General features: G+C 70.8%; 13 protein-coding genes. 12 read left to right on the forward strand and 1 reads right to left on the reverse strand.

Annotated elements, in window-relative coordinates; genetic code table 11:
- Nucleotides 1–2: 2 nt before the first annotated feature.
- From ABZ098_RS30060 to ABZ098_RS30070, 3 genes are all read left to right on the forward strand, one after another.
- Nucleotides 3–1,238, forward strand: a complete 1,236-nt coding sequence (locus ABZ098_RS30060) for a HAMP domain-containing sensor histidine kinase (protein WP_356596435.1) — start codon at nt 3–5, stop codon at nt 1,236–1,238.
- Nucleotides 1,239–1,643: 405 nt separating this feature from the next.
- The gene (locus ABZ098_RS30065) at nt 1,644–1,940 is read left to right on the forward strand and encodes a DUF4193 domain-containing protein (protein ID WP_005481602.1); all 297 of its coding nucleotides are present in this window, start codon (nt 1,644–1,646) and stop codon (nt 1,938–1,940) included.
- A gap of 13 nt (nt 1,941–1,953) precedes the next feature.
- Nucleotides 1,954–2,850 (forward strand): hypothetical protein, encoded by an 897-nt coding sequence (locus tag ABZ098_RS30070; RefSeq protein WP_356596437.1) that lies wholly within the window; start codon nt 1,954–1,956, stop codon nt 2,848–2,850.
- A 62-nt stretch (nt 2,851–2,912) separates the two neighbouring features.
- On the opposite strand, the gene ABZ098_RS30075 is transcribed toward ABZ098_RS30070, so the two are convergent.
- Nucleotides 2,913–3,377, reverse strand: coding sequence for a DUF3093 domain-containing protein (locus ABZ098_RS30075; protein ID WP_356596439.1), 465 nt, complete (start codon nt 3,375–3,377; stop codon nt 2,913–2,915).
- 58 nt (nt 3,378–3,435) lie between these two features.
- On the opposite strand from ABZ098_RS30075, the gene ABZ098_RS30080 reads away from it, so the two are divergent.
- From ABZ098_RS30080 to ABZ098_RS30120, 9 genes are all read left to right on the forward strand, one after another.
- Nucleotides 3,436–4,020: a PaaI family thioesterase gene (locus tag ABZ098_RS30080; protein ID WP_356596441.1), complete on the forward strand. Its 585-nt coding sequence runs from the start codon at nt 3,436–3,438 to the stop codon at nt 4,018–4,020.
- Nucleotides 4,017–4,568, forward strand: a complete 552-nt coding sequence (dut, locus tag ABZ098_RS30085; protein WP_356596443.1) for a dUTP diphosphatase — start codon at nt 4,017–4,019, stop codon at nt 4,566–4,568. Before ABZ098_RS30080 ends, dut begins: the two co-directional genes overlap by 4 nt.
- A gap of 1 nt (nt 4,569) precedes the next feature.
- Nucleotides 4,570–5,334 carry a DUF3710 domain-containing protein gene (locus ABZ098_RS30090; protein WP_356596445.1) on the forward strand — a complete coding sequence of 255 codons (765 nt, stop codon included), beginning with the start codon at nt 4,570–4,572 and terminating at the stop codon, nt 5,332–5,334.
- Between the two features lie 201 nt (nt 5,335–5,535).
- Entirely contained in the window at nt 5,536–6,660 is a 1,125-nt protein-coding gene (locus tag ABZ098_RS30095) for an alginate lyase family protein (protein ID WP_356596463.1), read from the forward strand.
- 103 nt (nt 6,661–6,763) lie between these two features.
- Nucleotides 6,764–7,456: an ABC transporter ATP-binding protein gene (locus ABZ098_RS30100; protein ID WP_356596447.1), complete on the forward strand. Its 693-nt coding sequence runs from the start codon at nt 6,764–6,766 to the stop codon at nt 7,454–7,456.
- 499 nt (nt 7,457–7,955) lie between these two features.
- Nucleotides 7,956–10,511 (forward strand): sensor histidine kinase KdpD, encoded by a 2,556-nt coding sequence (locus ABZ098_RS30105; RefSeq protein WP_356596449.1) that lies wholly within the window; start codon nt 7,956–7,958, stop codon nt 10,509–10,511.
- Nucleotides 10,508–11,191, forward strand: a complete 684-nt coding sequence (locus ABZ098_RS30110) for a response regulator (RefSeq protein WP_356596451.1) — start codon at nt 10,508–10,510, stop codon at nt 11,189–11,191. Before ABZ098_RS30105 ends, ABZ098_RS30110 begins: the two co-directional genes overlap by 4 nt.
- Before the next feature lie 46 nt (nt 11,192–11,237).
- A complete protein-coding gene (locus ABZ098_RS30115) occupies nt 11,238–11,636 on the forward strand; it encodes an OB-fold nucleic acid binding domain-containing protein (protein ID WP_356596453.1) in 399 nt (132 codons plus the stop codon).
- A gap of 3 nt (nt 11,637–11,639) precedes the next feature.
- Nucleotides 11,640–12,404, forward strand: coding sequence for a DUF3159 domain-containing protein (locus ABZ098_RS30120; RefSeq protein ID WP_356596455.1), 765 nt, complete (start codon nt 11,640–11,642; stop codon nt 12,402–12,404).
- Nucleotides 12,405–12,531 lie beyond the last annotated feature (127 nt).

Raw genomic sequence — 12,531 nt, forward strand, 5'->3', positions numbered from 1 at the left:
CCGTGGCATCGACTCCCGCGCCCCCTCAGGCGCCCCCGAAGCCCACCTGGGACCCCAGGAGGCCGGCGCCGCCGCTGCCGTGGCTGCGACCGACCATCCGCATAAGGCTCACGCTGCTGTACGGCGGCATGTTCCTGATCGCGGGCATCCTGCTGCTGTCGATCATCTACCTGATCGCCGCACAGGCGCTGAACGTCGGCAGCGAGCTCCCCTTCAAGATCACCGAAGGCCGCGTCGCCAGCGACATCTGCAACCTGCCCTCGGACGTCCCGTCCGAGGTCATGAACAAGGCGATGGACAAGTGCGTCAACGACCAGCGCCAGCACGCCCTCGACAGCCTCCTCAGCCGTTCCCTGCTGGCCCTGCTCGGGCTCGCGATCATCGCCTTCGCCTTCGGCTACGCCATGGCGGGACGGGTCCTGTCGCCGCTCGGCCGGATCCTGCGCACCGCGCGCTCGGTGGCCGGCTCGGACCTCTCCCGCCGTATCGAGCTGGACGGCCCGGACGACGAGCTCAAGGAACTGGCCGACACCTTCGACGACATGCTGGAGCGCCTGGAGCGGGCCTTCACGGCCCAGCAGCGCTTCGTCGGCAACGCCTCGCACGAACTGCGCACACCGCTGGCGATCAACCGCACGCTCCTGGAGGTCCACCTGTCCGATCCGGGTGCCCCGCCGGAGCTCCAGCAGCTCGGCAAGACCCTGCTGGCCACCAACGAGCGCAGTGAACAGCTCGTGGAGGGTCTGCTGCTGCTCGCCCGCAGCGACAACCAGATCGTCGAGCGCAAGCCCGTGGACCTCGCCGAGGTCGCGGGGCAGGCGGTCGACCAGGTGCACGCCGAGGCCGAGGCCAAGGGCGTGGCGATCCGCGGCGAGCAGAAGTCGGTGGTCGTCCAGGGCAACGGCGTCCTGCTGGAGCGGATCGCCCTGAACCTGGTGCAGAACGCCGTGCGCTACAACGTCCCCGAGGACGGCTGGGTCGAGGTGACCACGGACGTCCAGCACGGTCAGGCGGTGTTCACGGTGTCCAACACGGGCCCCGTCGTACCGGCCTACGAGGTCGACAATCTCTTCGAGCCCTTCAAGCGGCTGCGCGGCGCCGACCGCACCGGCAGCGACAAGGGCGTCGGTCTCGGACTGTCCATCGTGCGGTCCGTGGCACGGGCGCACGGCGGGCACATCACCGCTCAGCCGCGCGAAGGGGGTGGGCTGGTGATGCGAGTCACCCTTCCGGTCTGAGAGCATGGCCCCCGCACCGAGATCGATACACAGGGATGTTCGCTTTGCGCGGAATTTTCTGGGCACTTGGAGAACTGCCCCCTGTGTGATCGATCACAAGGGAGAATTTCCAGCCATCCACTCTCCGTGATCATGTGCCCTGTCGGAAAGCCGGGAAAATCCGGGTTTTCAGGGGTCCTGATCACGGGAAGTACACGGTGAGACGCCTTTGAAGTGCGGGATTCGGACCGTGTACGGTCCCGATCGCCATCCAACCCGATCACTCAAGAGGAGTCCGGTTGGGTGTCGATTGAGTAACAGACCTTGATGTGAGGCAAAATCTCCGCCTCGGGTCGGGCACAAGTCCGGCCTCTCACGCGTTACGTGCGCTGGAGACACCGCAGACACCCAGAGGGGGAGAGCGACATGGCAACGGATTACGACACCCCACGCAAGACCGACGACGACGTCGACTCGGACAGCCTTGAAGAGCTCAAGGCGCGTAGGAACGACAAGTCGACCTCCGCAGTGGACGTCGACGAGTTCGAGGCCGCCGAAGGCCTGGAACTGCCCGGAGCGGACCTCTCGAACGAAGAGCTGGCCGTCCGGGTGCTGCCCAAGCAGCAGGACGAGTTCACCTGCATGAGCTGCTTCCTGGTGCACCACCGCAGCCAGCTGGCCCGGGAGAAGAACGGCCAGCCGATCTGCCGCGACTGCGACTGAGGGCGGGTCGGGCATGACTGGCTCGACCCCTCCCTGGAAGCGCCGCTCTCCCCGACGGGGAGCGGACCAGGGGCCGTCCGACGGCCCCCACCGCGCGCGTGACGACGAGCGGGGCTCTGCTGATCCGGGAGCCTCGCTCGAACCGGTGGCCGACCGGACTGACCTTCCGGTGCCCACCGATTCGACCAGGACGCCCGCGCCCGTCGCGAAGCGACGGGTGGCGGCGATCCGGGACAGGGCCCGGGAAGGGGTCCGCAAGGGCGGCAGCCGGGCCAGGGCGGGCCTGGCGTACCTCGCCGACCGGATCATCGAGAACGCCCCGCGTATCCCCGTACGGGACCTCGCGACCCTCCGCCGCCAGTTCCCCGGGCTGGGACCCGAGCAGCTCGCGGACAAACTCGTCGCGGGCGCCGCGAGCGCCACGGCGACGGTCGGAGCGGGGGTCGGTGCCGCGGCGATGCTTCCCGTGCCGCCGGCGATGCCCACCGAACTGGCCGCCGAGATCACCGGCGTGGCCGCGATCGAGCTGAAGCTGATCGCCGAACTCCACGAGGTCTACGGCGTACGGCCGCCCGGCAACCTCAAGGAGCGCAGCACCGCGTATCTGAACTCCTGGTCGGGGGAGCGCGGGATCGACGTGAAGAAGCCGTCGACGGTGAGCGGCGCGCTCAACGGCCCGATGAAGCAGCAGCTGCGGCAGCAGATCATGAAGCGGATGATCCGCGACCTGCCGAACCTCATGCCGTTCCTGGTCGGCGCGGCCGTCGGGGCGGTCATGAACCGCAAGGACACCAGAAGGCTCGCCGAACGGATCCGCAAGGACCTGCGCAAGGTCCAGGTGCCCTGGGACGAACTCCCCGCGCTGCCGGCCCTGGAGGTCCCGGCGAACCCGCTGGAACTGGAGAAGTAAGACTTCCGTGAGAAGTGCGGGCCGCACCGTCCGTACGGCGGGTGAAGCCCTGCACGAACGTTCTAGGCGGCGGCCGTGCGGGCCTGCTTCAGCGCCTCGGCCAGCCGCTCCGGCTCGCGCGTCGACAGGTACAGGTACGGCGTCGGGTCGTCCGGGTCCGTGACCTCCACCTTCAGCGCCCTGGGGATGTAGGCCCGCAGCAGCAGGAAGGCGCGGGTGTCGGCCTTGTAGGTCCGCCAGGCGCGGGCCTCCTCCGGGTCCAGGATCTCCGCCTCACCCAGCGCCGACACCGGGATCTTCGCCTCGCCCGCGATCAGCGAGTCCCCCACGATCCGGATGCGCATCGAGCCGTAGGAGCTGGCGACGACCGCCGCCGCCGCGGTGCCGCCGACCAGGCCGCCGAGCAGCGGGAGCGTCCCGAAGGGGAGCAGGATCAGCGCGAAGGCGACCCCGACCAGGAAGGAGATCAGCCACCAGGAGCGGGGGGCGGTGAGGCGTTCGTCGTACGGGACGGCGGAGGGCTGCATGAATCCAAGCTTGGCACGGTGTCCTGATGGGGCCGACGCGCGGGTAAGGTCTGCGCCTGTGAGTGGTACTTCCCCGGCTCTCCAGCCGCCCGCCGACTCGGCGCGACCCGTGCGCCACCCGGACGCCCCCGCGCCCGGCGAGCTGCTCGGCGCGCACTACGGCCAGTGCTTCGGCTGCGGCGGCGAGCAGTCCCACGGGCTGCACCTGGAGGCGCGGGCCGGCGAGGGGGTCTCGGTCACCGCCGAGTTCACCGTGCGCCCCGCCCATCAGGGCGCTCCCGGCCTGGCGCACGGCGGTGTGCTCGCGACCGCCCTCGACGAGACCCTGGGCTCGCTCAACTGGCTGCTGCGCACGATCGCCGTGACCGGACGCCTGGAGACCGACTTCGTGCGGCCGGTGCCCGTCGGCACCGTGCTGTACCTGGAGGCCGAGGTGACCGCGGTGGCCGGGCGGAAGATCTACTCGACCGCGACCGGCCGGATCGGCGGCCCCGAGGGGCCCGTCGCCGTCCGCGCGGACGCCCTGTTCATCGAGGTCAAGGTCGACCACTTCATCGACAACGGCCGTCCGGAGGAGATCCGGGCCGCCATGGACGACCCGGACCAGGTCCGGCGTGCCCGTGCCTTCGAGGTGAACCCGTGAGCCGTGACCCCCTGAACGTGCTGATCCGGCGCGTCGACCCCGACGTACCGCTTCCGTCGTACGCGCACCCCGGTGACGCGGGGGCCGATCTGCGCACCACCGAGAGCCGTGAACTGCGGCCGGGGGAGCGGGCGGTGCTGCCCACGGGGGTGTCTGTGGCGCTGCCGGAGGGGTACGCGGCCTTCGTGCACCCACGATCCGGTCTCGCCGCCCGCTGCGGTGTCGCTCTCGTGAATGCCCCGGGGACGGTTGATGCCGGGTACCGTGGGGAGATCAAGGTGATCGTGGTGAATCTCGACCCGCACGAGCCGGTGCGGTTCGAGCGTTTCGACCGGATCGCCCAACTCGTCGTCCAGCAGGTCGAGAGGGTCCGCTTCCAGGAGGTCGCGGAGCTTCCCGACTCGGCGCGGGCCGAGGGGGGCTTCGGGTCCACCGGCGGTCACGCCGCCGTGGGCGACGGGGGCGATACAGACGCTGAGGCCGCCGTGGGCGGCACAACGGGTGGGAATCGATACGCTTCGGTCGTATCCGACCGGGAAGGACAGTGACGTGTTCGGACGTCGCAAGAAGAAGGGTGCCGCCGAGGACGCGGCCGGCGAGGCCGAGCAGGTCGTCGACAGCGTCGACACTGAGGCGGACGACGTAGAGGGCGAGCGCGAGCGCGTACGGCTGGAGCCGGAGCCGCGTCCCGACGGACCCTGGGACGACACCGAGGTCCGCGACCCCGCGGAGGGCCGGGTGGACCTGGGCGGTCTGTTCGTCCCGGGCGTCGACGGCATGGAGCTGCGGGTCGAGGTCGCGGGCGACGCGATCGTCGCGGCCACCGTCGTGCTGCGCGACAGCGCCATCCAGCTCCAGGCCTTCGCCGCTCCCAAGCGCGAGGGCATCTGGGGCGAGGTGCGCGAGGAGATCGGCTCCGGCATCACGCAGCAGGGCGGCATCGTCGACGAGGTCGAGGGGCCGCTGGGCTGGGAGCTGCGCGCCCAGGTTCCGGTGCAGCTGCCGGACGGCACGGGCGGCTTCCAGGTCGTGCGGTTCGTGGGTGTGGACGGCCCGCGCTGGTTCCTGCGCGGTGTGATCTCGGGCCAGGGCGCGGTGCAGCCGCAGGCGGCCGGGCTCCTGGAGCAGATCTTCAGGGACACGGTCGTGGTCCGCGGCGAGGGCCCGATGGCGCCCCGCGACCCGATCGTCCTCAAGCTCCCGAACGACGCCCAGATGGTCCCCGAGGGCGTCCAGCAGCAGGACGAGGGCTCCCGCTTCTCCGGCGGCATGGGCCAGCTCCAGCGCGGACCGGAGATCACCGAGGTCCGTTAGTCGTACGACGTCAAGGGCCGTACCCCGTCGCGGGGTGCGGCCCTTTGTCATGCGGTCATGCGCGAGGGCTTGACGCTGTATTGGTCTGTACCTACGGTCATCCGCCAACAGCTGTGTTCATAGGGGCGCCTTACGTTCACATACGAGAATGGAGTCGCTGTGCGTAGTCCGATACCGCTGGTGATCGTCACCGCGTTCGCCATGAGTCTGCTCGCGAGACCCGCAGACGCCGCTCCCGCCACCTTCGTCCATCCCGGAGTCACCGTCTCCCAGGGGCAGTTGGACTTCGCCCGCGGCAAGGTGACCGCGGGTGCCCAGCCCTGGAAGGGTGCCTTCGACGCCATGCTGGCGAGCAAGTACGCCGATCTGAACCGCACGCCCAAGCCGCGGGCGGTTGTCGAGTGCGGGTCGTACTCGAACCCCAACTACGGCTGCACCGACGAGCGCGAGGACGCGATCGCCGCCTACACCGACGCGCTCGCCTGGTACATCACCCGGGACGAGCGGTACGCCAAGAAGTCCATCCAGCTCATGGACGCCTGGTCGGCGGTGATCACGGACCACACCAACAGCAACGCGCCCCTCCAGACCGGCTGGGCCGGCTCCTCCTGGCCCAGGGCCGCCGAGATCATCAAGTACACGTACAGCGGGGGTTGGGCGAACTCCGGACGCTTCGCGACCATGCTCCGGAACGTCTACCTCCCCGAGGTCATCAATGGCTCCAACTCCAACGGCAACTGGGAGCTGTCGATGATGGAGGCGGCCGTCGGCATCTCCGTCTTCCTGGAGGACAAGACGTCGTACGACAAGGCCATGGCAAAGTTCCGCACCCGTACCGCGGCCTATGTGTACCTCGCCTCCGACGGTGAGCTGCCGAAGACCGTGCCGAGCCAGAACCTCAACACCCGGGACAAGATCGTGGGTTACTGGCAGGGGCAGTCCACCTTCGTCACCGGGCTCACCCAGGAGACCTGCCGGGACCTCACGCACACCGGGTACGGCATCTCCGCGATCTCGCACGTCGCGGAGACGAGCCGGATCCAGGGGCAGGACCTGTACGGCACGGACGTGGGCGAGCGGCTGCGGCAGGCGCTGGGGTTCCAGGCGAAGTACGAGCTGGGGGCGGCCGTGCCGAGCTGGCTGTGCGGCGGGTCGCTGAAGCCGGGGCTCGGGCCGGTCACCGAGGTCGGGTACAACGCGCTGCACAACAGGCTTGGCATGGGCATGACTAACACGCAGACGCTGACCGAGCGGAACCGTCCGGCGGGCAGCAACAACCTGTTCGTGGCCTGGGAGACCCTCACCCACGGGGACAACCCGAGCTGAAAACGTTGTAGACCGGGCGCCGGGCGGTTGATACTGGCGCCCGGTTTCGCGGTTCCGCGGGTCTCGCGGTTCCGCGGTCACACGGTTTCACGGGGGAGGACGTATGACTCAGGTGGTCACCGAGACCATGGTGCGGGTGGAGGACATCCACAGGTCGTTCGGCGAGGGGGCCGCCGCGGTGCACGCGCTGCGCGGGGTCTCCTTCGAGGTGCCGCGCGGTGAACTCGTCGCGCTCAAGGGGCGCTCGGGCTCCGGGAAGACCACGCTCCTCAACATCGTGGGCGGGCTCGACCGGCCCGACCGGGGGCGGGTCGAGCTCGACGGGGTCGACATCGCGGGGCTGGACGAGGACGGGCTGCTGGCGCTGCGCCGGGACCGTATCGGCTTCGTGTTCCAGTCCTTCGGGCTCATCCCGATCCTCACCGCCGCCGAGAACGTCGGCGTGCCGATGCGGCTGCGCCGGATGGAGGCACGCGCGCGTGAGGAGCGCGTCGAGTTGCTGCTGGCCCTGGTCGGCCTCGCGGACCACGCGAAGCAGCGGCCCGGTGAGCTCTCCGGCGGCCAGCAGCAACGCGTCGCCATCGCCCGCGCCCTCGCCAACACCCCCTCCCTCCTCGTCGCCGACGAGCCGACCGGCCAACTGGACGCGGAGACCGGGCACGCCGTCATGGAGCTGCTGCGGGCCGTCGTACGCAGCGAGAACGTCACCGCCCTGGTCGCCACGCACGACGCGACCCTGCTGGACCTGGCGGACCGGGTGCTGGAACTGGGGGACGGGGAGATCGTGGGGGCGTGAGGGGCGAACTCGGGGCGCGGTTTTCGGCTGGGGTGGTGCGTTGCGGGCGGTGTGAGAGGGCTCCGGAAGCGGGCCCTCCGTCCTGTGCGGGTGCGCGGCCGCAGGGCCCCGTGGCGCGCGTGGCTCCGGGCCTGACGGGGGCGCGGGGGAGTGCGGCTGTGGTCCGGGAGGGTTGGGAGGGCGTTCCGGGGGCGCTCGGAGGCCTTCGGGGCGGGCTTGAAGGGTGCGGTCCCTGGCCTGGCGGCCGAGGCGGCGGTGGCCGGTGGTCCTGGCCGTGGTGCCGGGTGCGGGACACCTTGCCCGGGGCAGGACGACCGGTCGGATCGCCGAGCCCGTCGCGGACGCCGGGCTCGGAGTGTTCAGCCCTCCCCGGGACACCCGTCCGCACCCCCGTCAGGGTTCCGTCAAAGACCGCTCGCGGAGCCCCGCCCGGACGCCCTCGCGGTGTCGGCGGTCGTAAGGTCGTCGCTGGTAGGTGTCGACCGGAGACGATGGGGACATGGGACGCGGCAAGCTTCGGATCTATCTCGGTGCGGCGCCGGGCGTCGGGAAGACGTACGCGATGTTGTCCGAGGCGCACCGCAGGATCGAGCGGGGCACCGACTGCGTCGTGGGCGTCGTGGAGCATCACGGGCGGCCGCGCACCGAGGTGATGCTGGGCGGGCTCGAGGACGTTCCGCGCAGGGAGGTCGCGTACCGGGACGCCGTCCTCACCGAGATGGACGTGGACGCCGTCCTGCGCCGGGCACCCGCCGTCGCCCTGGTGGACGAACTCGCCCACACCAACGCCCCCGGCTCGCGCAACGCCAAGCGCTGGCAGGACGTGGAGGAACTGCTCGCGGCCGGGATCGACGTGGTCTCGACGGTGAACATCCAGCATCTGGAGTCGCTCGGTGACGTCGTCGAGTCGATCACCGGGGTGCGGCAGCGCGAGACGGTGCCCGACGAGTTCGTGCGGCGGGCCGATCAGATCGAGCTTGTCGACATGTCGCCCCAGGCGCTGCGGCGTCGGATGGCGCACGGCAACATCTACCAGTCGGACAAGGTCGACGCGGCCCTGTCGAACTACTTCCGGCCCGGCAACCTCACCGCCCTGCGGGAGCTCGCGCTGCTGTGGGTGGCCGACCGGGTCGACGAGTACCTCAAGCAGTACCGCAGCGAGCACAGGGTCTCGACGATCTGGGGTTCCAGGGAGCGGATCGTCGTAGGGCTGACCGGGGGCCCGGAGGGCCGGACGCTGATCCGCCGGGCCGCGCGCCTCGCCGAGAAGGGGGCCGGCGGTGAGGTGCTCGCCGTCTACATCGCCCGGAGCGACGGGCTGACCTCCGCCTCGCCCAAGGAACTCACCGTGCAGAGGACCCTCGTCGAGGATCTTGGCGGAACCTTTCACCACGTGGTCGGCGACGACATACCGGCCGCGCTGCTCGACTTCGCGCGGGGGGTCAACGCCACCCAGATCGTCCTCGGCTCCTCCCGCCGCAAGACCTGGCAGTACGTCTTCGGACCCGGCGTCGGCGCGACCGTGGCCCGCGAGTCGGGGTCCGACCTGGACGTGCACATCGTCACCCACGACGAGGTCGCCAAGGGGCGCGGCCTGCCCGTCGCACGCGGCGCGCGGCTGGGGCGGCCCCGCGTCCTGTGGGGCTGGCTGGTCGGTCTGGCCGGACCGGCGGTCCTGACGGTCCTCCTCACCACCGTCGACCTCGGCCTGGCCAACGACATGCTGCTGTTCCTGGCGGTGGTGGTCGCGGCGGCCCTGCTCGGCGGGCTCTTCCCGGCGCTCGCGTCGGCCGCGCTCGGCTCACTGCTGCTGAACTACTTCTACACACCGCCCCTGCACCGCTGGACCGTCGCCGACCCGAGGAACATCGTCGCCATCGTGGTCTTCGTGGGCGTCGGCATCTCGGTGGCCTCCGTGGTCGACCTCGCCGCCCGCCGCACCCAGCAGGCCGCCCGGCTGCGCGCCGAGTCGGAGATCCTGTCCTTCCTCGCCGGGAACGTGCTGCGCGGCGAGACCCGTCTGGAGGAGCTCCTGGAGCGGGTGCGCGAGACCTTCGGCATGGAGTCGGCGGCCCTGCTGGAGCGGGCGAGCGACGTCGAGCCGTGGACCTGCGCCGGGCGGGCCGGGCTCGGGCCGCCCGTGGAGCGGCCGGAGGACGCCGACGTCGACATGCCGGTGGGGGACCACATGGCGCTCGCGCTCACCGGCCGGGTGCTGCCCGCCGAGGACCGCCGGGTGCTCGCCGCCTTCGCCGCCCAGGCCGCCGTCGTCCTGGACCGCCGCAGGCTCCGGGAGGAGGCCGACCGGGCCCGCACGCTCGCCGAGGGCAACCGCATCCGTACGGCACTCCTGGCGGCCGTGTCGCATGACCTGCGGACCCCGCTCGCCGGGATCAAGGCGGCCGTCTCCTCGCTCAGGTCCGACGACGTGGCGTGGTCCGAGGAGGACCGGGCGGCGCTCCTGGAGGGCATCGAGGAGGGCGCCGACCGGCTCGACCACCTGGTGGGCAACCTGCTCGACATGTCCCGCCTCCAGACCGGCACGGTCACCCCGATCATCCGCGAGATCGACCTCGACGAGGTGGTGCCGATGGCGCTCGGCGGGGTGCCGGACGGGAGCGCCGAGCTGGACGTCCCCGAGTCGCTGCCCATGGTCGCCGTCGATCCGGGGCTGCTGGAGCGGTCGGTGGCCAACCTGGTCGAGAACGCCGTGAAGTACAGTCCGCCCGGCACCCCCGTCCGGGTCTCCGCCAGCGCCATCGCCGACCGGGTCGAGGTGCGCGTGGTGGATCGCGGTCCCGGCGTCCCCGACGAGGCCAAGGAGCGCATCTTCGCGCCGTTCCAGCGCCACGGGGACGCGCCGCGCGGCGCCGGTGTGGGGCTCGGGCTCGCCGTGGCCCGGGGCTTCGCCGAGGCCATGGACGGCACCCTCAACGCCGAGGACACGCCCGGTGGCGGGCTCACCATGGTGCTGACGCTCCGCGCGGCACACACGCGCGTGGAGCTCCTCACCGATCCCTTCGCAGCGGCACGACCCGAAAGGCAGGCCCCATGACCAGGGTGTTGGTCATCGACGACGAGCCGCAGATCGTGCGCGCTCTCGTGATCAACCTCAAGGCGCGCAAGTACGAGGTCGACGCGGCGCACGACGGTGCCACCGCGCTCCGGCTCGCCGCCGACCGCCACCCCGACGTGGTCGTCCTCGACCTCGGCCTGCCCGACATGGACGGCGTCGAGGTGATCCGGGGGCTGCGCGACCGGTCCCGGGTGCCGATCCTCGTGCTGTCCGCCCGGCACTCCTCCGACGAGAAGGTCCAGGCGCTGGACGCGGGCGCCGACGACTACGTCACCAAGCCCTTCGGCATGGACGAGCTGCTCGCCCGGCTGCGGGCCGCCGTGCGCCGCGCGGAGCCCACCGGGGGCGGCGAGGAGGACGTCCTGGTGGAGACCGGCGAGTTCACCGTCGACCTGGCCGCCAAGAAGGTCCAGAAGCACGGCAGGGACGTACGTCTCACCCCCACCGAGTGGCACCTGCTGGAGGTGCTGGTCCGCAACACCGGCCGGCTCGTCGGCCAGAAACAGCTCCTCCAGGAGGTCTGGGGGCCGTCGTACGGGACGGAGACGAACTACCTGCGGGTCTACATGGCCCAGCTCCGGCGGAAGCTGGAGGCGGACCCCTCGCACCCCAAGCACTTCGTCACGGAACCGGGCATGGGATACCGGTTCGAACGCTAGTGCCGCGGGTACAACGCTGTCGGCGCACCCCGGTACGCTTTCGGATATGAGTGCTGTTCCGCGTTCCGAGAAGCCGGTGGGCCGGTTCCGGCGCATGCTCGACCGGCTCTCCTCCTCGCAGGAGGACCTGGAGTCCGAGGAGCTGCGGGAGGACACCGAGACCACCGGCTGCACCCGGATCGGCGACTGTCACGACCGTCAGGTCGTGACCGTTACTGGTACCTTGCGCACGGTCACCCTGCGTCCGCGCGCGGGCGTCCCGGCCCTGGAGGCCGAGCTGTTCGACGGCTCCGCCGCCCTGGACGTGGTGTGGCTCGGCCGGCGCTCCATCGTCGGGATAGAACCGGGGCGCAAGCTGATCGCCTCCGGACGGATCTCGATGAGCCGGGGCCGCCGGGTGCTGTTCAATCCGAAATACGAACTCCGACCCCTCGGACGGGAGTAGCCGGTGACGTCTCTCGACAAGCCGACCGAAGACACTCAGGCCGACGACGCACGGGCGGTGACCGAGGCCGCCCTGTTCGAGGCGTTCGGCGGCGTCCGGGGCATGGTCGAGACGGTACTGCCGGGCCTGCTGTTCGTCACGATCTTCACGATCAACAAGGACCTGCACCTGTCGGCGATCGCCGCGCTCGCGATGTCGCTGCTGCTGGTCGTGGTCCGCCTGGTCATGCGGGACACCGTCAAGCACGCCTTCAGCGGTGTCTTCGGCGTCGCCTTCGGTGTCGTCTTCGCGATGATGACGGGCAACGCCAGGAACTTCTATCTGCCGGGCATGCTCTACACCCTGGGCCTGGGCCTGGCGTACATCATCACCACGCTCGCGGGCGTGCCGCTGATGGGGCTCATCCTCGGCCCGGTCTTCAAGGAGAACCTCTCCTGGCGGACCCGCAACCCCGGCCGCAAGAAGGCCTACGCCAAGGCCAGTTACGCCTGGGGCGGCATCCTGCTCGCCAAGTGCGCGATCCTCTTCCCGCTGTACTGGTGGGCCGACACCGCACAGCTCGGCTGGGTCCTGGTCGCCCTGAAGATCCCGCCGTTCCTGCTGGCCGTCTGGCTGACCTGGGTCTTCCTCGCGAAGGCGCCGGCGCCGATCGACGTGTTCGCGGAGATGGAGGCCGAGGAGAAGGCCGAGGAAGAGCGCAGGGCGGCGCAGGCCGCGGAGCGGGACGACACGGAGGCCGCGGGCGGGCGGCACCGGCGCGAGGCGTAGACCCCGGTACTTCCGGTACGACGACGGAGGGCGGCCCCCCGGGGGGGGGGGCCCCCCCGGGGGGTTACCCCCAAAAAGGGTATTGAATGAGGGCAGACACCCCGGAGGATCGGGAGAGGGGGGGGGA

Origin of the sequence: Streptomyces sp. NPDC006335, from assembly GCF_040612795.1 — a bacterium.
Lineage (GTDB): Bacteria > Actinomycetota > Actinomycetes > Streptomycetales > Streptomycetaceae > Streptomyces.